Here is a 21,773-nt window from a genome sequence, read left to right on the forward strand (position 1 = left end):
TTTATAAGTATTACTATCTATATAAAATCTAGCCGTCCCACGATCCATGCCCTGCACCGCCCTTCGCTTTATAAATGAAGCTTAGTCCTGCGCGTGCTCGGCAGCTTGTTCAATCAAGGCCGCCACTTCGTCGGGATGCGACTCATACACCGAGTGACTCGCGCCGGCAATCTCGACGGTATGGCTATGAGCACGGGCTGCGTACATCCGTTCCAGGTCGGGATTGATAATCTTGTCGGATTTCGCGACCATGTACCAGCTAGGTTTCACCTTCCACGCCGGATCGGTCATGGGGGTTGCGAAGACCGTGGCCGACGTCGGCATCTGTGCCCGGGCTTCAAATTGGGCTTGCTTCAGCGGCAGGTCCGCGGCGAAGTCGCCCGGGTAGTTGGCCGGATCAAGGAACAGGAAACCATCCGGTGTTTTCACAAGCGGGTGCGCAGAGTTCGGAAACTTCTTGCCGTTGCCAACCTCGGTCTCGCCGGTGTCCAACGCATGAGCCGCGATGTAGACCAGACCGGCGACATGCGGATCGTTCCCTGCCGACGTGATGATCGCGCCGCCGTAGCTATGGCCGACTAAAATGGCCGGGCCATCCTGACGATCGAGAATACGTTTTGTGGCGGTCACGTCTTCCGCAAACGACGTCAACGGTTCCTGGACCAGCGTCACGTTATAGCCATCCTTGGTCAGGATATCGTAGACAGGTCTCCAACCCGAGCCACCAACAAACGCACCGTGGACCAGCACAATGTTCTTGACGGGACCTTTAGCGGGTTGAGTCTGTTGAGCCACGGCGCCAACTGAAATGAACGCACTGGCAATGATCGACAAAAGTAACGTAGCGCGACGGATTTTCATTTTTAATTCCTGGGAAGTTTGTGGTTTGCAATGGGACGAACACACCTACCCATCCCTCTATTCCCGTCGCAATGAAATATTTTTGAATTCCCCCTTCGCACGCAACACGCGCCACGTTTTATCCGATGTGCTTGGTTGCCCCGCGCCCTCTGCACGGTTAGTATTTTGTAATCGGCGCCTGATACAAGAGCCGTAACGCTTGCCAACGTCTGCTGCGAACAAGACAGCCCCATGAACCGCAAAATCCTCGCCGGCCGCGAACACACGGACCATCAGCTTATCGAGTCAGCATCGCGAGCCTGGCAACAGGGCGACCTGACGAAGGCAGAACACGCTTACCGCGGCGTGCTCGAAAGGGATGATTGCAATGGCCTGGCTCACAACAACCTGGCGAATCTCTTGCGGCAATGCGGGCGGTTCAGTGAAGCCGAAGCGCACTATGATCGCGCGCTCGAACAGATGCCGGATTCCGCAGAGATCAGGAATAACCGCGCCGGCACACTCGAAAGACTTCATCACTATGAACAGGCGGAGATCGAATATCGGCGAGCGCTCGAACTGAAGCCGGATTTCGCCGAAGCCCGCTTCAATCTGGGGATGCTTCTTCTATCCGCCGGACGTTATACGGAAGGCTGGCAATACTACGAAGCGCGATCGGAAGTGTTTGGAGAACACGGGCAGTTGCCTTTCCCTCAATGGAACGGCGAGGACCTGAAGGGCAAGACCCTGTTGCTCTTGCCGGAGCAAGGATACGGCGACACCATACAGTTCGTCCGTTATGTGCCGCTGCTTAAAGAGCGAGGCGCGGCAAAGATATCGGTGATCTGCAAACCGGTACTCGCGCCCCTTCTGCGCACGGTGGAAGGTATCGACGCACTGGTGACAGACCCTCAGGCGCTTCACGTTCACGATTACTGGGCTTCGCTGATGAGCCTGCCCTGGCGCACGGGCACGACAGTCGAGTCGATCCCGGCGAAGATTCCCTATGTCGGTGTATTCACCAACCGTCTGGAGATGTGGCGAGCACGACTACCCGGCGACGGCTTGCGCGTGGGGCTGGTTTGGAAAGGTAACGCCGGGCACGACAACGATGCACAACGGTCGTTGAGCCATTTTTCCGATCTGACGCCACTGTGGTCCGTCAGTGGAATTCGCTTTATCAGCCTGCAAGTGGGGGATGTGGAAACGCAGGCCGACGAATGCAACATGCTGCAACCCACTCTTTGCCTGGGACGGGAGATTCGCGATTTCGGCGATACCGCAGCCATTGTCGCGCAACTCAATCTTGTCATCTGCGTCGATACAGCGATCGCTCACGTGGCCGGCGCGTTGGGCGTTGCGTGCTGGTTGATGTTGCCACAGACAGGAGTCGACTGGCGCTGGCACCGGACGGGGACCGGGTCACCCTGGTACCCCAACGATATGTATCTGTTTCGCCAGCGTCAGGCGGGTTGGCCGGCCTTGATCGACGAGGTGAAAGACGCTCTGGCCGACATCATGCGAAGCGCTCGTTAGCCACACGCTTGGCGCTTGATCTATCGCATCCGCTGAACGCTGCCAAGCGCTATTCATCGTGAGCCTTGCCGGTTTCCTTCGCCGCCCGCGCAACCAGATGTTTTGCTTCCCAGCTCGATGCATCGATCGCGGACGCTTGCGTCGCACTGTCGGCAACGCATTGCCAGTCACCAAGCGCACGGCAATGCCACGCGTGGTGCAGCAATGCATCGCGTGCATGTTCGCGGCTGGCGAGTTCGGTGCGCATCTGTTCTAACTGATTGCTGTCTTCACTGCTTACCCATATCCCGGCGAGACGCCGGCGCGCCACCGCCAGACTCCCGCCCTGCAGCGCGTGATAGAACGCGCTGACATCGGACTGCGGTGTTCGCGCGGTTTCATCGCTGGCATGCTGGCGACCATTCAATAGCGATGGCTGCGTCGGCAGAACGCTATTGCCCTGTGCCATCACCGGTCCGCTTTGGACGAGCGGCCCTGTTGCCGTCAAGTGTGTCTCATCGGCTTGCGGGTTAAAACCGAAGCCCGCAAGATAGGGTTCGGTCAATGCATAAGCAATCAGCGCACCGGCGCCCATCGCGCACGCAAACGCGATTCGCGCCGTGCGCCGCCTGCTTGCCCGATCGGAAAGAAGTGCGGTTTCCGCCAGCCCTGGATACGTGCCCCGTGAACGCGTGCGACGCGATACGCCGCGCGAACTACCTTTCTTCGCGTTTGAAGGGGAAGAAAAATTCGCCAGCCGCTGCATGATGGTTGGCGTTTTGCCGCATCGGCTGCATTGTTGCCCACTACCGGAATACGTGTTCCCGCATCGATCGCAGGTGGTCCATGCAATGTGATCAACTGATTCAAGCACGCGCATAGGATTCTCCATCACTTACATTCAGGGTTCATCGGCTGCCTCAGGAAGCTTTACTCGTAGTCGCTGGGATCGGTCGAGTCGTGCGCTTCGTCAATGGCTGCACGCGTGGGTATTCCCAGCTCCTGCATCAACCGGTGCAGATGCACACGCGAAATGCCAAGGCTGCGGGCGGCGTCGACAACCCGGCCTTTGTGCACGAAGAGCGCGACCTCTATCGCCCTTCTGTCTGCTGACGCCCGTGCTTCCCGAAGCGAGTCCGGCGCGAGCGCGACATGCTCCGCCAGTTCAAGGTCGTGAGCGGTGATGAACTTGCCTTCGGACAAAACGATCGCGCGGCGGACGCGATTGATCAGTTCCCGAACGTTCCCGGGCCAGCCGTAGTTATGCAACGCTGCAATTGCGTCCGGAGCAAAGCCATGTATCCTGCGTGCGCGTTCACCTTTAAACCGTTCAAGTGCGTGCGTTGCAAGCGCGGTGATGTCTTTGCCTCTCACGCGAAGAGGCGGCTCCTTCACCTGAAGCACGCAAAGCCGGAAGAAAAGGTCTGCCCTGAACCTGCCCTCCTCCACGGCAGCTTGCATGTCCTGGTGCGTTGCCGTGATCACCCGGACGTTCACGTCGATAGACTCAAGGCCACCCAGGCGTTCGATCTTGCGTTCCTGGATAAAGCGCAGCAACGCGGCCTGACTCTCATGCGGCAGGTCGCCGATTTCGTCGAGGAATAGCGTTCCGCCATGCGCCTGCTCGACTCGCCCTATCTTGCGCTGCGTGGCACCTGTGAACGCTCCGCGTTCGTAGCCGAACAATTCCGAATGCAGGAGATCCGGTGGAACGGCGCCGCAGTTTACCGCCACGAAGGGCATATCACGGCGCGCCGATCGCGCATGAATCATCTGCGCGGTCAACTCCTTGCCGGTTCCTGACTCGCCTGAAATGAACACCGTTGCATCGGTAGCGGCCACCTTTCGAATGGCCCAATGAAGTTCCAGCATGGCCTCGGAAGAACCTAGCATGCCGCTGCTTGCCGCATCGTCAAGATCCGGCGGTTCCACCTCGGAACGAAGAACCTCCATACCAATGGCCTGCCCAACTACATTCACGATCCGCTCATGCGATGTCGGCAGCGTTACAAAGTCGAAGCAATGTGCCGCAATGACGTCTCGAACGGCCGTCCACTTTCGCGTCTCTTGCGACACCAGCGCAACCCATGCAACCAGTACGGATCGCGAGAGTTGTTCGACCCTTGCAATCCGGCCCTCGTGGACACCGTCTGTTAAATCGAGCAGCCCGGCCATGGGCCCACGCGCCAGCTTCGCCGCCGTGTTGGCACCCATGGCCGGTACGACAAGCCAGGCGCGCTCACCGAGGCGCCTTAGAAGTGATTCGTTTGGCTTACCTCCAATATATAGAAGCGTGCGATGTGCGCTGTCCATGTCGTAGGCGATTCTCTGGTAGACCCTTCTTTACATCTTTAGTGTCGACGGCTTTCAACACTCACCATCGATCGGCGGCATTTATCATCTGGATCGGTTGTCGACGAAAAGGGAGAACCCATAGCAACACGCGTGCCCCGTAGCAAAGCGCATGCGCGCTGGCAGGTAACAATTTGATCCACTGGATTTGTCGTCTTGTTGCCATCCTAGCGGGGCGAATTCACGACAGGTGAAACCAAAAGTTAAGTTGCGTTTCCGTCGATGAGAAAACGTCGCTATATGTAACCAGAGCACCTGGACATTAGATGAGCGTTAGACACGATGTAGACGCGGGCATCATCACGCCCATGAAGGTGTTGGGGAATTGTTCTAATGGATTTTCGCTCGCACCGGTGGACGGGACGAGTCAATTAACCTTACCCATTACCCCAGATTCCCGTTGCCGCCGTTTCTCGCACGTAGTCGCTGAAATCGCGCGGAGCGCGTCCGAGCGCGCGGATGATACCGTCCGTCACGGAGGCGTTTCGGCCGTCGAGTACATCCGTGAAGAGATAGCAGATGAGCTCGACAATTTGCGCCGGAAGCCGGGCTTCTTCAAGCGCAGCGGCGTACTCCGTCATGGACACCCGCGTGAAGCGGATCGGCCGCCCGGATGCTTGCGCAATCTGCGCGATCGCTTCAGCGAACGTCACCAGGCGCGGACCCGTGAGTTCGTAAAGTTGCCCTGCATGACCCTCCTGCGTCAGCGCGGCTATCGCAACATCGGCTATGTCCTCAACATCGACAAACGGCTCGCCAATATCCGCGACGGGCAATGCGAACTCGCCGTCGCGTATCGGCTCCAGGAAATGCGCCTCGCTGAAGTTCTGAGCGAACCAGCTCGCGCGCAGCAGCGTCCACTCGACGCCGGAACTGCGCACGATGTCTTCACAGCGTTGCGCTTCCGGCTCGCCCCGCCCGGAGAGCAGCACAAGGCGCCGCACGCCGCTTGACACCGCCAGGTCGGTGAATGACTGGATCGCGTTCGTTGCGCCAGCGACCGACAGATCCGGGTAGTAGCAAACGTAGACGGCCTTGATGCCTTCGAGCACCGGCACCCACGTTGACGGATCATTCCAGTCAAAGGGCCGCGTGGCGGACCGGGAACCGTGCCGCACGGGCAGATTGCGAGCCGCAAGACGCTCCGCTATCCGACGACCGGTCTTGCCTGTGCTTCCGAGCACCAGGATAGGTTCTGTATTCATGGACCACTCCTCCAGATAAACGCCGCATCGTGCGGTAACCGTGAATCCAGAGTAATGTCATAAAGTGCGACGAACAATGGCATTACGTCTTTGTTTCATGCTCATTCGTCCATTGGAATGGACGTGCCGATATCCCGCTGAATGACACTAATCCGATGATCGACCTGCCCGCACCCGAAGATCCGCTCGGCGAAGCGCTGCACTTCCTGCGCATGAGCGGCACCTTTTATTGCCGGTCCGAGTTCACCGCGCCGTGGGCCCTGGAACTGCCGGCGTTCGAGCAATGCCTGATGTTTCATGTCGTCACGGCAGGAGAGTGCCTGCTGGAAGTGGACGGTATCGAACCTCGCCTGCTGCGTCCCGGGCATCTCGCCCTTGTTTCCCACGGTGCGGGGCATCGCCTGATGAGCGGCGCGGGCGTCCCGGCGGGAAAACTCTTCGACCTGCCGCGCGACGCAATCAGCAACCGGTACGAAGTTCTCCGCCACGGAGAAGGCGGCGCGGCCACGACCATGATCTGCGCCGTCGTCCGTTTCGATCACCCGGCGGCGCATCAACTGATTCGTCTGTTGCCGCGGCTGATTTGCGTCGACACGTGGAAATCGCCGGAAACGGAATGGATCCAGAGCACGCTGCGATTCATCGCAGCGGAGGCGCAGCACCAGAACCCCGGAGGGGAAACGGTCATCACGCGGCTCGCCGACATTCTCGTGATCCAGGCTATCCGGTCCTGGATCGCCAACGACCGCCAGGCACAGACAGGATGGCTCGGCGCAATGCGCGACAAGCAGATCGGGCGAGCTATCGCGATGATTCATCGTGATCTGGCAAGCAACTGGACGGTGGCGTCGCTGGCAGACGCAGTCGGCATGTCACGCTCGGCGTTCTCCGCACGCTTCACGCAACTCGTCGGCGAACCGGCCATGCATTACGCCGCGCGATGGAAAATGCAGACGGCGCTCACGCGGCTGCGAGAGACGGATTCATCGCTGGCAGAATTGGCAAACGCCCTTGGATATGACTCTGAAGCCGCCTTCAACCGGGCATTCAAGCGAATCATGGGTGTTTCGCCCGGGGCGGCGCGACGCATTGCGCGAAACGGCGTCGCGCTTGCGGTACATGACGCCGTGAACCTTGCGATTGGCTAAGACCGTGCCGAATAGTGCCTGCCGCATGATCCTTTCTGACAGTCAGATAAGCCGAGACTGTCGTCCTGTGCGCGTTTTCCCTTGGATTCAGTAAAGATCGTTAGCCTGTACTATCGAAAGAGCGTTGGGCGCCACCCTCCACGCCTGAGGAGCGCTGACGTTTCCGCGAACGTGAACATATCTTAGGGAGAGGCACATGACGAAGCCCGAGTACAGCGACCCGTTCAGTCAGTTTTCCGCGATGTTCCAGCAGTACAAACTTCCGGGATTCGACGTACAGGCAATTCTGGATGCGCGCAGAAAAGACGTCGAAGCCCTGGCGGCCGCGAACCGCGTTGCATTCGGCGGCATGGAAGCCCTTCGAGATAAACAGATCGAGATCCTGCGCCGGGCCCTCAATGACTTCCAGGGTATCGCGCAGCAGTTTGCCACCTCTCCGGCCAAAGCATCGTCCAATCCGACCGAAGTCGTTCAAAAGGCACTGCACCAGGCGCTCGCCGATATGCAGGAAATCGCTCAGAAAACGCAGCAGGCTCAGACCGAAGCGTATGCGATTGTGACAAAGCGAATTGAAGAGGCGGCCAAGGAATTGAAGTCGTCGCTGGAGCAACCTAAGGAGTAGCCCAAGCGAGGTGCCAAGCCGGGCCTCACCGGGAACGTGACCGCCGTTCCCGGTTTTCTTCACTCTATCCGCTTCATTCGAGCTTCATTCAAGCTTCATTCAAGCTTCATTCCCCCTTCGAAAGAACTCCGCTGCTGGCCAACCGCGGACGTAGACCCGTCTTTATTACATCCGAGGTAATTGAACGTATTCGTGCGATCGCTAAGATGGCAGTCATCTGCTTGCGGTATCAGCGGTGAAAAAAAGCATCGCATGGAGATACGCACAGAGTCTCGTTCAACCAATGGAAAGGAGTTAGGAATGCATAGCTTTACACTTCACACGATCGAATCGGCGCCGGAAAAATCCAAACCGACATTGCATGCGCTGGAACAGAAGTTCGGCTTTTTGCCAAACGTGATGGCAACCATGGCGGGCAACCCCGTTCTCCTCAACGGCTTTGCCGGCAGCTTCGGAAGCTTTCACGGAGGAAGCCTCGACGAGTGCGAGAAGCAGGTCCTGCTGCTCACAAACGCGGTCACGATCAAGTGCCCGTGGACCGTTGCGGCTCACTCCACGTTCGCCCTTGAGGACGGCATGAGGGAGTCCGACGTCAAGGCGATCCGCGAGGGAAGACTGCCGGACGCCCCGAAATACGCGGCGCTGTCGGGCATGACCAAAGCCCTGATCGAAAAGCGAGGAAATGTGGCCGATGAAGATATCGAAAGGTTTACTTCCGCCGGATATTCGCCGCTTCAGATCTTCGAGGTAATCACCAGCATTGGTGTGTCCACCATGGCCGCCACTACGACAAATATGGCCGGTACGCCTGTCGAAGAGCGCTTTAAGGCTCAGGCATGGACACCTGCCTGACGAGAGGACCGTCACTGAGCGGAAACGATCGCGCAGGGTTCGGTTCGCACCGAACCCTGCGCGATTGCTTTAATTGCCGCAACCGCCGGCACGACCGGGTGCCGGCCTGTCGATTTGGCGAGTTAAGAGTATTCTTGTCTGCTGGATCGAGAGAGCGCGAACGTTGGCGATAGCCTTATGCCCCCGCGGTCGATCACGACTCATCACCTGAACCCTGTTGCGAACGAGAGACCAATGAATTCTGCGCGCCTCAACACCAGGCCGCCTGCCAACGAACTCGGTTTGCTGCTGCGCCAATGGCGCGATATGCGCGGCAGAAGTCAGTTTGAGTTATCTCTTGATGCGGGCGTGTCGCAACGGCACATCAGCTTTATTGAAAGCGGGCGCAGCGTTCCGAGTCGCCAGATGCTAATGGATATTGCCCAGGCGCTGGACATTCCCCTTCGTGAACGCAATACATTATTACTGGCAGCCGGCTACGCTCCCATCTATCAGGAAAGCGGGTGGGACGCGCTCGAAATGCAGAGTGTGACCAGTGCGCTAGGGCGCATTTTGCGTCAGCATGAACCTTTTCCCGCGGTGGTAATGGACCGCTATTGGAACGTGCTCATGACCAATGACTCTGCGCCACGGTTCTTCAATTGCTTCATCAACCTGTCTGCGCGCCAAGTCCCTCGCAACATGCTGCATCTCATGTTCGATCCTGCAGGCATGCGCCCGTTTATTGCCAATTGGGAAGACGTTGCGAAAAGCCTGATCCAGCGCGTTTATCGTGAATCCGTTGGACGCGTTGTCGACGAAAAAACCCAGGAATTACTCGCTGCGCTGCTCGCCTACCCCGACGTGCAGACCGGGTGGAAATCCCTTCGGTCCCTGAGCGGATCCGCCTCTACGCCCACCCTGCCCGTCATCCCCATCAGCTTCGTCAAAGATGACGAAGTGCTGAGTTATTTTTCCATGGTCACTACTGTTGGAACCCCGCAGACCGTCGCCGCGCAGGAATTGCGTATTGAATGTATGTTTCCGGCAGACGATCTCACAGAAACTCACCACGTCGCAATGCTTGGCAAGGTTGCAGCGGAGTAACGAAAGAATTACGTTCGCCATGCAAGACCCACTCGTTCATAGGAAGATATCTGCGATGAATTATCGAAAATTCGGTTCAACTGGCCTCGATGTTTCGCCACTCTGTCTCGGCTGCATGACCTATGGCACGCCCGATCGCGGCAATCACGCCTGGACACTCGACGAAGACAAAAGCCGTCCGCTGATCAAGCAGGCGCTGGATGCCGGCATCAATTTCTTCGATACCGCCAATGCCTATTCCGATGGAACATCGGAGGAAATTGTTGGCCGTGCGCTCAAGGAATTCGCCCACCGCGATGAGATCGTGATCGCCACCAAGGTCTTCAACCGCATGCGTCCCGGGCCAAACGGCGCGGGATTGTCACGCAAGGCGATCTTCGCTGAAATCGACAACAGCCTGCGGCGCCTGGGCACCGATTACGTCGACTTGTATCAGATACATCGTTGGGATAACACCGTGCCTATCGAGGAAACGCTTGAAGCACTGCACGACGTCGTCAAGATGGGGAAGGCGCGGTATATCGGCGCCTCGTCCATGCATGCATGGCAGTTTTATAAGGCGCTTCATGTGTCGCGGGAGCACGGCTGGGTCGAGTTCGTCAGCATGCAGAATCACGTGAACTTGCTGTACCGCGAGGAGGAGCGCGAGATGTTGCCGCTATGCGCCGATCAGGGCAAGGCCGTGATTCCGTGGAGCCCGCTCGCGCGCGGTCGACTCACGCGCGACTGGAACGAAACCACCGAGCGGCAAAACACGGACAATTACGGCGAAACCCTCTATAAAGCGACACTCGACGCCGATCGTAAAGTGATCGACGCGGTAGCAAATGTTGCCACGGCGCGGGGGGTATCGCGTGCCGTCGTGGCGCTGGCATGGGTCGCGCAGAAGAGCCCGATAACGGCACCGATCATTGGTGCATCGAAACCGAATCATCTGACTGACGCCGTCGCGGCATTGTCGCTGACGTTGACGACAGATGAGATTGCGGCGCTGGAAGCGCCGTATGTGCCGCATCGGGTCGCGGGGATCTGAAACGCGGCATGGGCATAGACCGGGTAGCATTTGCAGGCCGGTCCGTGCCATGCGGGACTGAAGGTCAAGTTCGCGACGAACGATTGATCATAAGGAGACCGCATGTTTTCGGGCAACCTGCCCCTCCCAATACGCCGGCGGCCGTGATCTTCAATCTCTCGCTTTGGTGAACCCGGGCCGCAGCGGGCAACCCATTTATTGCGGATAAACGCTCGCCAGAAATTCTCCAAACGTATCGAATACTGGCCTGTTTTCGAGCACTACGTCGACTGTGGGCAATTCTGCATTTTCCTCTTCGACAACCATAAAGCAGAACTCGGGTGCCGCTGACGACAGCGCTGACCGGGCATCGGCCAGGTTCCGCTCCGCATCGAGAAGCAAGCTTGCCTCTTCCGCGGCCAAGGGCCGTCCAGACGAAGGCGGACCTTTACGAATCATATGCACGGTCAGCTTTGCTTCGTTGAGCAATGCAGGGGGCACCAGGTGGAACTCGCAAAGTGAAAGCGTCCCCCGTGTCTCTGCAATCTCCAGCAAAAATTGCACGCCCTCATAACTCGCTGTATATCGTTTCGCTTCGCCCGCCGCCGTGAACCCGCTTTTCGTAAAGTGGTTCTTGAATTCGGTGACCGCCGTACTTTTAGCCTGGACGACGGCTGCGTTCAACCGCTCGGCGAATTGCCTTTGCAACGGCCCGACCTGAGCCTTCAATTTTGCGATTTCTTTAACGGTTCGAAGATCCATCATTTTTCTCTGTGGGTTGCCAGGCGGGTGTGCCGTTCTGGCGAAAGGCCATTGGAACGGGGTGCGGTTGCACCCGTTGCGTCAGGCCGGAAGTTCGACGTATCAGATACGCAAAACAGACTCATTCCATAAATTACGTAATGTACTCTTTGATCCCGAGAGCGATGGCCTTGACGCATTTGAGCGGCCAGAGCCTCCTCCGAATCATCGAGCGAATCATCAGGCGGGAGTCAGCGAAATCGCACTCGCGACCCGTGGCATCTCGATCTCGACGCTGTGCTCGCGCCCGTTGTCGATCAGGTGTATCTCTGCGTTGGCTTGCGACACGTCATCGATCGAGGACTGGTTGACTGAAATACGAAAGCGCGTCTTGCCGAAGCAGTAGCTCAACTCAAACGACTCCCAGCTAGCCGACAGCAGCGGCGTGACGCTCAAGCGGTCGCCCCTGACGTGCAGCCCAAGCACGCCGATACCATTCGCCATCCCAGCCATGCGCTTCAAGGTCGGTTCGCAGCACGGCCGCGTGGTCCTGGCAACGGCTTGCGAAGCCGGTATCGTTGTGAGCCCGTGCCGTTTCGGCGAATCTGAGCAGTACGTCGTGGAGGAAGAAGCCAAGCCACACGCCTTCACCGCAGCCCTGCGCCCCCACGCGGTTCATGCCGTCATCCAGTCGCCGCAGCCGATCAGCGGCAGCCCATGCGCGCCCTGTGTCAGACCATGTTCGATCGCTCGCACGCAATGTTCGTAGAAAGCTACGGCGAACTGACGCGCCGTGCGCTCGGTGTTCACCGGCGCACGGCGCGCATCGCCACGGGGTCTGGCGGAGACCAAGCAGGGGTTCTCCAGCAGGTTCCCCTATATGAACGGAAGCCCGATGAAACGGGGCGGCTATTTAGTCGAATGGACGGAAGAACACATCCCGCCGGGTTGGATCGGAGACAAACTTAAACAATGACATTCCGGCAGGTTTGGCTCGCAGGTCGCCATTTATGGCGGTGTGCACGGCCGTAAAGGTCTGCGCGACGGCATCGCTCAGTCCGTTTGTACCGGCGAGGATAGGCGCCCGGGCACAATAATCCCGGACAAACGTATTTCCCGATGCTTGCAACAGTGAAACCATGACTTCGAAGTCATTGCCGTGTATGCGATGGCTTAAAAGCAATTTCCCTTCCCCGTGCCCAGCTAGCAACTCTTCAACGATCTGGCGATTCATTTCTACTGACTTCTCCTTTGGCCGTCATACAGCGACGCTGCAAGACCGGCACCCGCGACTGATGCTGACGCAGTAGGTGCCTTCCTTAGGGGAACACAAATCGGGCGAACAAAGGCAATTCTTTTTAAGGACTTTATTCTTGCGCTAGTCACGTGTTCGTCATGGAAGTGCCAAAACGCGCCGGTTTTCGCATTTCAGAGGCATTTTAAGTACGAAAAAACGAAAAACAATGCGAATGGGCCGATCAGGAGGCGCTCTTGGCAAGTGTCTGCGCGGACCGGCTTTTTTGCCCGGTGCGCCAGACATGTGGGCCTGTATCAAACCTGAGTGACGCTGCGAGCTCTCCTGGCCGGAAATGGAAATTTCGCTTGTTGAACCCTCGTGCGCGCTCGTTGCAAGCTCTTGATAGAATTGATTCCGTCAATGGTTGTTTAACGATTGATCACACCATTGGAGTTCAATTTGGCAACGTACGAAGTCGATTTTTTCTATAGTTCGGCCGAAGCGCCGGAAACTTACAACCAGCACATGACTCACCACACGGTCTCCGGCGTGCCGGATTATCTTCTCGGTGAAGCCGCAGTGGCGCATATTACTGCCCGCTTGCTGCATGACAACCCTACCTTCAGGCGGATCCGCAATCTGAGAATCCTGAACACAGGCGTTGCGCCGAATTCAAGCAAGCCGACCGGCGAGTGACTCAAGTTGCTCAGTCAAGTGGCTCAGTCAAGCGGCTCAATCAATCGGCTCAGTCAAGCGCTCTTCCATCAAACGCTAAAACACGCTCTCCACCTGCACACTGACCAAGCCGCGCATTTTTAACGCTTGCATGCGACTGTCGTAGCATGATGGCTTACGAAGCGAGACGTGTGCCCATGTCCGAAAACCTGTCGAATCAAAAGCTGCGCCGGTTCGCCTCGATCGTGGCGCTCGCGGTCGCCCTCGCCCTGGTCGGTGTAAAGGCCTGGGCATGGCTTGCGACGGGCTCGATCTCGTTACTCACATCCGCGGCCGATGGTCTGGTCGATGTCGTCGCGTCCCTCGTCACCTTTGTGGGCGTGCGGTATGCGGGGCGTCCTGTCGACCGGGGTCATCGCTATGGACATGGCAAAGCGGAAGCCGTGGCGGCGCTCGTGCAAGCGTTGTTGCTCACGGGCGCGGCCGTGGGACTTGGGATTGAATCGGTCGAGCGCCTGTTCGTCCCGCAACCGCTCACCGACATGGGCTTCGGCTTGTGGGTGATCATTGCCAGCCTGGTTGCTGCAAGCGGGCTCGTCGCATTGCAAACCTACGTTGTCAAACGAACGGGGTCGACGGCCATCGCTGCAGACCGGGCGCACTACGTCACCGACGTCGCGGTGAATATTGCAGTGCTGGCCGCGCTGGCACTTGAACGGTTCCTTGCGTGGAACCGGGCCGACGCAGTAGGCGCGCTGGCCATATCCTGCTACATGCTATGGAATGCACGGGACATGGCCCTGCAAGCGTTGAACCAGTTACTCGATCGGGAACTCGATACGTCTGACCGGGAGCGGGTCCGGTCCGCTGTGCTCGGTTGCGAAGGTGTTCGGGGCGTTCATGACATCCGGACCCGAAATGGCGGAGACCGGGTGTTCGTGGAATTCCACGTTGAAGTGGATGGCGCAATGTCGGTTGAACAGGGTCACAGCATCGGTGACCACGCGGAGGACGCCGTGAGATCGATATTCCAGGCAGCAGATGTGGTTGCGCATCTGGAACCCGCCGGTATCGATGATCGGCGCCTGGACGATTTGATCAAGTGATCAAGTAATCAAGCGGGCAGTGCGCGACGTGAGACGTCAACCCGCGATCCGCGACCCATTGCAGTACGCTCTCGCCTTCCAGGTACTACTCAGGGGCTGTTCCCTTCCCTGGGGCAGCGCCAGCAGCAAATTGTCGAAACTCCCTTTCTGCGCTCATGATCAAAGCGGCGCATGGGACATACATCCATGCGGGATCCCCGTCGGTCGTGTACATCCCGCGGCACAGGCCTTTGACGCGAATCGTCGAGCTGCCGATGCCATCGCCTATCGGGGTACGCGACGCCCATAAATAAAGAACACCTGATTCATGCGGCTCCGCTGTTTCAATGACGGTTTTGTTCGATCGAGTAATGTTCGTCACCGAGTGCTGCGTAACGAATTCCAGCGTCCTTTGCCACATTGCGTCGCATGCCGCCTGCCCCACGCAGTCTATTGATGCGTCATCGCGAGCCTCATCTAAAGCAATCTCGTAACGATGACTGTCCATGGGTGATCCGCTCATCGTGCAAGCTTCGAGACTCGCGACTGCCATCACCGATAAAAGTCTTCGTTTCATAGTCTTCCCGGGCATTGTCGAGCCAATCGTTAAACGCCAGGTCTCAAATCTTCGTAGCAGATACCGCTGAATCCATTCATTGGTTTACGCCTGTTGAGCCGGGTCGCTTGAAACATCGATTCGTCCAGATCAAGAACGGAACCGGCACCGGTGACGATGGTCTGCCGATAAGCCGGCGGCTCCGGCAGCAAGACGGTTAGCGCTGTTATGTTCGAGCCAGGAGTCGCAGCAGTTCATGCAGCCGTATTTCAATAAGTAGTTCAAAATAATCTGCCACGCATTTTTTAGAACGACGCGTATTTCTCTTTCGGTTCCAATTCCCGTTGCGGCGCGAAACCCCGCTCGGTTAGAAACCGCTCGCTTTTTTCATTGCATCACGCACTGGCACCCGAGCGTTGATCTGTATCAACTTTGTCGGGTGTTTGCCGTCTTGCGGCAGGAAGATCATCGACTATCGGAATTCATTGCAACCAAAAGCGCCCGTACACGGCTTAGCTCGAAGGCCTTATATGCTCGGGCAAAGCCCCGTGTCCGACACATCAAGGGCGACGTTGAGTCGTGATCCCTCCTTCGCGTAGCGGATCGTATCCGGCTTCCTGGATGATCCAGTCGCAGTCGTCCGTTGAAGTCAACACGCCCGCGAGGGTTGCAGCGGCGGTCATGGCGCGCGCCGGCAAAGCCGCCCACGCGCAAGTTCTTCAACGGAAATTTCGTCGAGGCTGGTCACAACCAGGCTCGCCCCTGCAGCCCGGAGCGAGGCTGCATCATGAAGCCGGGCAACGCCTAGCCCTGTCATTCCACCGGCACACGCGGCTTCGATACCCGCTGGCGAATCCTCCACCACGAAGCAGTTTCCAGGTGCGGCCGGCAAATCCGCAGCGGCCAGGAGGAAGATTTCCGGGTTTGGCTTGCCTTGCTTTAAATCCCGGCCGCAGACATTCGATGCGAAGACATCGAGGAGGTTATGGTCCGCGTCCAGTCGAACGCGCTTCATCATCTCATTAGCGTTCTTCGACGACGACGCAACGGCCATGGGCCACCCTAACGCCATGACGGCCCGAACGAAGCGCAGCGCATCGGGGAACGCCTTCACTGCCCCGGCGTGTATCAGTTCCTCCAGTCGTCTTTGCTTGCGCTCAGCGTAGCCTGCGGCCTGCTGATCAGCATCGGGCCGCCCCAGCGCCTGCAAGGCCGCGAGAGCGCCGGCGAAGCGAGGTTTGCCAGCGACCTGGGACTGGTACATAGCCGTGGTGAACCGAGCTTCATCGGCCGGGTCTCCCAGCGCTTCACGCCACGCGCGTTCATGAGGCGAGGCAAGCAGGACCCCGTCCACGTCAAAGATTCCCGCCGATAAGATCCGGGGCCCTGGTGAGGCGGAGATCGGCTGTGTGCTATGGGTCATGCTCGAACCATGCCGAAGGCGCACGTGGCGGAATCCGATGCGTTGTCAGCGCCAACCGTATCGTGACTAACATACCGAGTTGAACGCATATCCAAGCTCCATAAGATCGGCTCAAAAATCCCAGTATCCGACGTAAACGCCAACGAAGGCAGATTCGGAAAATACTCAGAGCGAGTCAATCGCCTTCGGAAAAATAGTGATGGAAAAAATCTGTGCGTCCGGGCAATCACCGCCATCGACAGACGCACATCGCGCACATCAAGCTGAGTAGTTTCCGAGTCTATCGGACCCGCTTTCAACCTCCTATCATCGGAAGCATCAAGATCAAACCATCTATCGTTGCGCAAGGGCCTGCCCGGAAGAGCGTGTCCGCCGGCAGGACGCGCTTCCCGCCTGCCGTTCTCCTTGCGCACCTATTGCTTGCTCATCCCGGAGACATCATGGCAGTCATTTATAACGACAGCGAATTACAACAGGCCGTTCTTTCCGAGCTTGCCTGGGAACCCAGCGTGATCGCTGCACATATTGGTGTCACGGCGATCGCGGGCATCGTGACGTTGATGGGGCATGTAGAAACATTCGCGGAAAAACACGCTGCCGAGGCCGCTGCCCTACGCGTCAAGGGAGTCGAGGCGGTGGTGGATAATGTCGAGGTGCGGCTTGCCTTCGATGCAAAGCGCAGCGACGACGACATAGCAGCGGCAATCGTGAATAGGCTTGCATGGGATGTCTCGGTTCCGCGAGACACGGTTGGGGTGAAGGTGGAGGACGGCTGGATCACGCTTAGCGGGAAAGTGGACTGGCACTTCCAGAGAGAGGCTGCCGTGCAGGACGTTCGACGGCTACTCGGCGTAACCGGCGTGACGAACCAGATTACGCTCAGGGCCCCCATCAACGTCTTACAGGTGCGTGGCGACCTCATGCACGCGCTGAATCGTTCGTGGTCCGACGCACGCAACATTACGGTAACGGCAAACGGCGCAACAGTGCGACTGACCGGGACCGTGCGCACGCCGCACGACCGGGATCTGGCAGTCGCAATCGCCTGGTCCGCTCCCGGCGCATCCGCCGTGGAGAACGACCTGACCATTGCACTGTAAAGAAGTCGCCGGCTGCATGCGAACCGGGAATATCGCGTAAAAATATATCGTATTCCTAACTGTATAGAAGTTTCTTGCGGATATTCTATCCGGGATCAGGAGCCGATCATGCTTGCCGTTCAACTCAACCCTGCAACACATCCCGCACCGGCCGCGTCGGGCCAGCAGTCCCGCAGCCAATCAGCCGCTTTTCCGCACTACCTGCCGAGCCGCGTCGACCACGCGGCTCCTGCTGTTCCGGTAGCGAAGGGCGCTACTCTGCTGGATCTCACGCGTTTGCAATCGATCCTATGCACGACGCGCAAGGTCAAGCGCGGGAGTGCACTGTACCGTACGCATGATCCATTCGATAGTATCTATACGGTGCGCACCGGTTGCTTCAAGACTGTTATCACTCACCGCGACGGCAAGGAACAGGTAACCGGATTTCAGTTCATGGGGGAGGTGCTTGGCCTTGACGGCCTCTGCACCGAGCGCCACAACTGCGACGCAATTGCGCTCGAAGACAGCGAAGTATCGGTCATCCGTTTTGCGCTTCTGGCTTCGCTGTGTCACCAGGTCAGTTCAATCCAGCACCACTTTTACAGCGTGCTGAGCGGCGAAATTGTCCGGGAGTCCGCTCACATGATGATGCTTGGAACAATGTCCGCGGAACAGCGCGTAGCAGCGTTTCTTCTCGACCTGTCGGACCGGATGAAGGCGCGAGGGTACTCGCCGGTCGACTTTAACCTCCGCATGACGCGGGAAGAAATGGGCAACTACATGGGAATCAAACTGGAAACGGTGAGCCGGATGTTCTCGAAGTTGAAAAAACAAGGTCTCGTCGATACCCACGGCAAGCAGATCAGAATCGTCAACCGTCTCGGTCTGTCACGCGTATAGCACCTTACCGGATACGAGATTCCGCCGGCCGAGTTTGCGTGAACCGGAAACTGCGAGCGGGCTTTTCCATCTGGAAGCTCACTGGGCCGCCTCCGCCGTTGCACAGTCCGTTGCCGCTGCGGTCAATGGAAACTCCCGCGTCGTGCCGCTTTGCAGCTCATACTTTTCTTCTCCAACGAGCAGAGCGATAGGGGCAGCAACGCTGGTATGGACATGCAGCGTCAGCGTCTCGTGGTCGAGCCTTAGATCGATCGAGTGCCCCCGGTAGCGAATGCGCAACTCCAGGTACTCAATATCAAGCGGCAATTGCGGTTTGAACCGCAAGAGGTCATCCTTGATCTCGATACCGGTCCAGACGCGCTGCACGATATCGACCGTTCCGGCCATTGCCCCGAGGTGAACGCCTTCGGCGGTGGTGCCATCCTGGATGTCACCCACGTCGCTTTGCAGCGCCTGAGCGAAGAATTGCATGGATCGTGGCCGATCCGATCTCGCGAGCACCCATGCGTTGACGACCCGGCTCAACGTAGAGCCATCCGATGACCGGTCCGTATAGTAGTCGACGTTCCGCGGAATAGTGATGCTCGGAAACGGGTATCCAAGGCGCAGGAATAGTTCAGTGAGCTCTTCGGCGGAAAACAGGTAGAACAGCATCAGCGTATCGGGCTGTTTCGAAAGCTTGTAGCCGTTGGCGCTGTCACCCTCGCCTTCAAGGATCAAGTCGAGCCGCTGAATATTCGAATAACGAACACGGTAGGCATCCCAGTCAAGTTCGCGTAATTTTTCATAGCCCTCAAACTGGCTGATGATCCCTTCATCATGAAATGGAATGAGCATTTTCCGGCTGATGTCGTCCCAGCGGTCTATTTCGCTGGCCGTCAAGTCAAGGTCGATCATCAGCTCGGCGCGAAGCATCTCGGGCAACAGATCGAGCACGTCCCGGGCTCGCCGCAGCACCCATACCGCCATGACGTTCGTGTAGGCATTGTTGTTGACGCCGGGCGCCGTGGACCCAGGATAACCATCGTGGAACTCGTCCGGCCCAAGCACACCGTGGATCTCGAAACGCCCACGCGCCGGGTTGAACTTCGCGATGCTCGACCAGAACCTGGCAATATCGAGGATCAATTCCGCGCCGTGTGCATAGAGGAATTCGACGTCGTGCGTCACCTGGAAGTATTGCCAGACGTTATACGCAATTGCACTGCCTACATGACGCTGCAAGTAAGAGTTGTCAGGCACCCAATGCTGCGAGCGCGGGTTGAGATTGAAAGCCTGGGTTTCCTCGCTGCCATCGCTTCCGCTCTGCCAGGGGAACATGGCGCCCGCATAGCCAGCCGCGGAGGCAGCCGCGCGAGCCTCCCCAAGGCGTCGGTAGCGGTACATGAGCAGCGACCGCGTGATTTCCGGCAAGCGATAGTTGAAGAACGGAAAAATGAATAACTCGTCCCAAAAGATATGCCCCTGGTACCCTTCTCCCGTCCAACCCCTCGCCGGTACGCCGATATCAAGGCCGATGGAATTCGGCGACACGGCCTGCAAAAGATGAAACATGTTCAAGCGCAACAACATGGACACGTTCAACTTGAAGCTTGGGTCCGCCGGCTCAATGCGCACGTCGAAACGCCGCCACAGGTGCTTCCACGTCAACGCGTGACCGGCCGCGAGTTCATCGAAAGATCCTGCTCTCGCAATCGCCTTGCGCGCTTCAAATCCGCACTCCGAAATAGCCGGGTCGCGCGACGAATAGAGCGCGGCAATTTTATTGACGACAAGCGACTCGCCCTGGGCCAGATCCACGCAAAATTCCTGGCCAATGTACCCCGACTCTTCGATCACTCGCCGTGGCAGGTCCAACACCTTGCCGTGGTGCACCGCCCGAGTACGCGACGCTTGAGTCACATTCACATGCGACTGACTCGTGCGTATGGTCATGGCGATGCCATCCATCCCGACGACTTCCGCCGTTAGCGGTTCGATATGCTTGTTGCTGAAATTGCGGTATAGCTTGGCACCGCTGTTGACAACGCGTGCGTCGATGGCCGAGCGCACGGTGACCGGCGCCGACCAATCGTGGGCGGTCAGCGTAAGCTCCAGCGCTCCCAGGTGCATATCCCTCATTGAGATAAAGCGACGCTCGTCAAGCGTGCTCCTGCGCCCTTTGGCGTCCTCGAATGATATCGACCTCAAGAGCATGCCGCGACGAAGATCAAGCTCCTGACGGTAGGACGAGACTGTCACGGCTCGTATGTCGAACCAGTCCTCTGCGCCAATGCGAAACTTGAGTTCCAGCCAGTTGGGGAGATTAACGAGGTCTTCGTTTTCAACCACTCTTCCGGCAATGCCGGTGTGCAACCGGTTATACCCGCACGCGAGGTACGTCCCCGGATAATGCACGTCGTCGGCCATGCTCCATGGCGCGGCCGCACGAGTTGCGAAGTAGCCGTTGCCCAAGGTACACAAAGTTTCCCTGACGCCTTCATGAGCGGGCTCGAAACCCGTGAATACCAGTGACCATTCGGGAGGCGGCGCAGCCGTTGCCTGAACCTGAGACGAGTCAGTGACAACGACATCAGCACCCGCGTCGCGCAGTTCCTGCGTGCGCCCACCTCGATCAACGCCGATGACGCACCCGAACCGGGCAGCATGACCAGCATTTATTCCTTCGATCCACTGACTGACTACGGCCACTCTTGAAATGTCTGCGCCAAGGCGTCGCACTGCATCTCGCCAGGGATCTGGTTCCGGCGTGGAATTCGGGGCGCCGCCATCAGCTTCCAGGCAGTCCACCTGCACGTCGAAAAGCTGGGTAATACCCGCCGCTTCCAGCACTGCCGAGCAATTGCCGGCAAAGGATACGACGGCGGTCCTGATACTCAGCGCGCGCAGTTTGCGCACCAACTCGATAGAGGCGTCGTAAAGCTCGACGCCGTCTGCTTTCAAATTCTGACGGAAGTAATGGCTTTCCAGCGGACCCAATGAGCGCTTGCTTTCGACTTCGGGCCCGTCATCCGGTGAGCCGATCGGCAAATGGATCTCGTGCGCCGCAAGGAACCCCGCAATGCCGTCCTCTTGCGACTTGCCCTCCACATAGCGCGCGTAGTCCGCATCAATGTCAAAGGGAATGGACGGCACACCCGCATGGGCCTCCTGCTGCGCAAGCACGTCCTCCAGAACCTGCTTCCACGCACAAGCATGCAAGTGTGCTGTCTTTGCCAGTACACCATCCAGATCGAACAGGACGGCGTCGTAATCCCGCGGCGACAGCGTGACGACCGGATAGGAAATCATACGGATCCGATGACGCAAATCGCCGACGGTCCCGGCGATTTCACCGGACCGCTAGCCTTGTGCCGCACCGAACCTGTTCCCTGAAACGAATGATCGCTCAACATTTTCACGAGATCGAGTCTCATCCGTCGTTCGTAGGAAGTCATGTCAG

Annotated in this window: 24 protein-coding genes; 10 read left to right on the plus strand and 14 right to left on the minus strand. The window is 58.1% G+C overall.

Annotated elements, in window-relative coordinates:
• Positions 1-81: 81 nt before the first annotated feature.
• A complete protein-coding gene (locus ACSQ36_RS27055) occupies positions 82-861 on the minus strand; it encodes an alpha/beta hydrolase (RefSeq protein ID WP_436184336.1) in 780 nt (259 codons plus the stop codon).
• 231 nt (positions 862-1,092) lie between these two features.
• On the opposite strand from ACSQ36_RS27055, the gene ACSQ36_RS27060 reads away from it, so the two are divergent.
• Complete coding sequence (locus ACSQ36_RS27060) at positions 1,093-2,376, plus strand: tetratricopeptide repeat protein (protein WP_436184337.1); 1,284 nt, start codon at positions 1,093-1,095, stop codon at positions 2,374-2,376.
• A gap of 49 nt (positions 2,377-2,425) precedes the next feature.
• Here ACSQ36_RS27060 and ACSQ36_RS27065 read toward each other — a convergent pair whose 3' ends face one another.
• From ACSQ36_RS27065 to ACSQ36_RS27075, 3 genes are all read right to left on the minus strand, one after another.
• Complete coding sequence (locus ACSQ36_RS27065; protein ID WP_436184338.1) at positions 2,426-3,235, minus strand: hypothetical protein; 810 nt, start codon at positions 3,233-3,235, stop codon at positions 2,426-2,428.
• Between the two features lie 50 nt (positions 3,236-3,285).
• Positions 3,286-4,668 (minus strand): sigma 54-interacting transcriptional regulator, encoded by a 1,383-nt coding sequence (locus ACSQ36_RS27070; RefSeq protein ID WP_436184339.1) that lies wholly within the window; start codon positions 4,666-4,668, stop codon positions 3,286-3,288.
• 416 nt (positions 4,669-5,084) lie between these two features.
• Positions 5,085-5,912: an NAD(P)H-binding protein gene (locus ACSQ36_RS27075; protein ID WP_436184340.1), complete on the minus strand. Its 828-nt coding sequence runs from the start codon at positions 5,910-5,912 to the stop codon at positions 5,085-5,087.
• Between the two features lie 155 nt (positions 5,913-6,067).
• Between ACSQ36_RS27075 and ACSQ36_RS27080 the strand changes: the two genes are divergently transcribed.
• The 5 genes from ACSQ36_RS27080 to ACSQ36_RS27100 all read left to right on the plus strand — a co-directional run bounded on the left by ACSQ36_RS27080 (position 6,068) and on the right by ACSQ36_RS27100 (position 10,653).
• Positions 6,068-7,060 carry an AraC family transcriptional regulator gene (locus ACSQ36_RS27080; protein ID WP_436184341.1) on the plus strand — a complete coding sequence of 331 codons (993 nt, stop codon included), beginning with the start codon at positions 6,068-6,070 and terminating at the stop codon, positions 7,058-7,060.
• Positions 7,061-7,256: 196 nt separating this feature from the next.
• Positions 7,257-7,682: a phasin family protein gene (locus ACSQ36_RS27085; protein WP_436184342.1), complete on the plus strand. Its 426-nt coding sequence runs from the start codon at positions 7,257-7,259 to the stop codon at positions 7,680-7,682.
• A gap of 252 nt (positions 7,683-7,934) precedes the next feature.
• Positions 7,935-8,534, plus strand: a complete 600-nt coding sequence (locus ACSQ36_RS27090; RefSeq protein WP_436184343.1) for a carboxymuconolactone decarboxylase family protein — start codon at positions 7,935-7,937, stop codon at positions 8,532-8,534.
• A gap of 234 nt (positions 8,535-8,768) precedes the next feature.
• Positions 8,769-9,620, plus strand: a complete 852-nt coding sequence (locus ACSQ36_RS27095) for a helix-turn-helix domain-containing protein (RefSeq protein WP_436184344.1) — start codon at positions 8,769-8,771, stop codon at positions 9,618-9,620.
• 55 nt (positions 9,621-9,675) lie between these two features.
• Complete coding sequence (locus ACSQ36_RS27100; protein WP_436184345.1) at positions 9,676-10,653, plus strand: aldo/keto reductase; 978 nt, start codon at positions 9,676-9,678, stop codon at positions 10,651-10,653.
• A 195-nt stretch (positions 10,654-10,848) separates the two neighbouring features.
• On the opposite strand, the gene ACSQ36_RS27105 is transcribed toward ACSQ36_RS27100, so the two are convergent.
• The 5 genes from ACSQ36_RS27105 to ACSQ36_RS27125 form a co-directional block, all read right to left on the minus strand.
• Positions 10,849-11,397, minus strand: a complete 549-nt coding sequence (locus ACSQ36_RS27105; protein WP_436184346.1) for a hypothetical protein — start codon at positions 11,395-11,397, stop codon at positions 10,849-10,851.
• A gap of 216 nt (positions 11,398-11,613) precedes the next feature.
• Entirely contained in the window at positions 11,614-11,877 is a 264-nt protein-coding gene (locus tag ACSQ36_RS27110) for a glycosyl hydrolase family 65 protein (RefSeq protein ID WP_436184347.1), read from the minus strand.
• On the minus strand, positions 11,801-12,052 hold the full coding sequence (locus ACSQ36_RS27115; protein ID WP_436184348.1) for a GH36-type glycosyl hydrolase domain-containing protein: 252 nt from the start codon (positions 12,050-12,052) through the stop codon (positions 11,801-11,803). Before ACSQ36_RS27115 ends, ACSQ36_RS27110 begins: the two co-directional genes overlap by 77 nt.
• Positions 12,049-12,225: a hypothetical protein gene (locus ACSQ36_RS27120; protein ID WP_436184349.1), complete on the minus strand. Its 177-nt coding sequence runs from the start codon at positions 12,223-12,225 to the stop codon at positions 12,049-12,051. The genes ACSQ36_RS27115 and ACSQ36_RS27120 overlap by 4 nt, the downstream gene beginning before the upstream one ends.
• Before the next feature lie 61 nt (positions 12,226-12,286).
• Positions 12,287-12,607, minus strand: a complete 321-nt coding sequence (locus ACSQ36_RS27125) for a hypothetical protein (protein ID WP_213765318.1) — start codon at positions 12,605-12,607, stop codon at positions 12,287-12,289.
• 462 nt (positions 12,608-13,069) lie between these two features.
• Here ACSQ36_RS27125 and ACSQ36_RS27130 point away from each other — a divergent pair, with 462 nt between their 5' ends.
• Together ACSQ36_RS27130 and ACSQ36_RS27135 are read left to right on the plus strand one after the other, a co-directional pair.
• On the plus strand, positions 13,070-13,306 hold the full coding sequence (locus ACSQ36_RS27130; protein ID WP_436184350.1) for a hypothetical protein: 237 nt from the start codon (positions 13,070-13,072) through the stop codon (positions 13,304-13,306).
• A gap of 176 nt (positions 13,307-13,482) precedes the next feature.
• Complete coding sequence (locus tag ACSQ36_RS27135; RefSeq protein WP_436184351.1) at positions 13,483-14,391, plus strand: cation diffusion facilitator family transporter; 909 nt, start codon at positions 13,483-13,485, stop codon at positions 14,389-14,391.
• Positions 14,392-14,476: 85 nt separating this feature from the next.
• On the opposite strand, the gene ACSQ36_RS27140 is transcribed toward ACSQ36_RS27135, so the two are convergent.
• The 4 genes from ACSQ36_RS27140 to ACSQ36_RS27155 all read right to left on the minus strand — a co-directional run bounded on the left by ACSQ36_RS27140 (position 14,477) and on the right by ACSQ36_RS27155 (position 16,280).
• Positions 14,477-14,947, minus strand: a complete 471-nt coding sequence (locus ACSQ36_RS27140) for a hypothetical protein (RefSeq protein ID WP_436184352.1) — start codon at positions 14,945-14,947, stop codon at positions 14,477-14,479.
• A 346-nt stretch (positions 14,948-15,293) separates the two neighbouring features.
• Positions 15,294-15,395, minus strand: a complete 102-nt coding sequence (locus ACSQ36_RS27145; RefSeq protein ID WP_436184353.1) for a DUF3077 domain-containing protein — start codon at positions 15,393-15,395, stop codon at positions 15,294-15,296.
• A gap of 91 nt (positions 15,396-15,486) precedes the next feature.
• Positions 15,487-15,609, minus strand: coding sequence for a hypothetical protein (locus tag ACSQ36_RS27150; RefSeq protein ID WP_436184354.1), 123 nt, complete (start codon positions 15,607-15,609; stop codon positions 15,487-15,489).
• Positions 15,606-16,280 carry an HAD family hydrolase gene (locus ACSQ36_RS27155; RefSeq protein WP_436184355.1) on the minus strand — a complete coding sequence of 225 codons (675 nt, stop codon included), beginning with the start codon at positions 16,278-16,280 and terminating at the stop codon, positions 15,606-15,608. Before ACSQ36_RS27155 ends, ACSQ36_RS27150 begins: the two co-directional genes overlap by 4 nt.
• Before the next feature lie 509 nt (positions 16,281-16,789).
• On the opposite strand from ACSQ36_RS27155, the gene ACSQ36_RS27160 reads away from it, so the two are divergent.
• Entirely contained in the window at positions 16,790-17,449 is a 660-nt protein-coding gene (locus ACSQ36_RS27160; protein WP_436184356.1) for a BON domain-containing protein, read from the plus strand.
• A 108-nt stretch (positions 17,450-17,557) separates the two neighbouring features.
• Complete coding sequence (locus tag ACSQ36_RS27165; RefSeq protein WP_436184357.1) at positions 17,558-18,331, plus strand: Crp/Fnr family transcriptional regulator; 774 nt, start codon at positions 17,558-17,560, stop codon at positions 18,329-18,331.
• A gap of 78 nt (positions 18,332-18,409) precedes the next feature.
• Here the strand turns inward: ACSQ36_RS27165 and ACSQ36_RS27170 are convergent, their stop codons facing one another.
• The gene (locus tag ACSQ36_RS27170) at positions 18,410-21,622 is read right to left on the minus strand and encodes an HAD family hydrolase (RefSeq protein ID WP_436184358.1); all 3,213 of its coding nucleotides are present in this window, start codon (positions 21,620-21,622) and stop codon (positions 18,410-18,412) included.
• Between the last annotated feature and the right edge of the window lie 151 nt (positions 21,623-21,773).

Source organism: Caballeronia sp. LjRoot34, assembly GCF_964253815.1.
GTDB lineage: Bacteria > Pseudomonadota > Gammaproteobacteria > Burkholderiales > Burkholderiaceae > Caballeronia.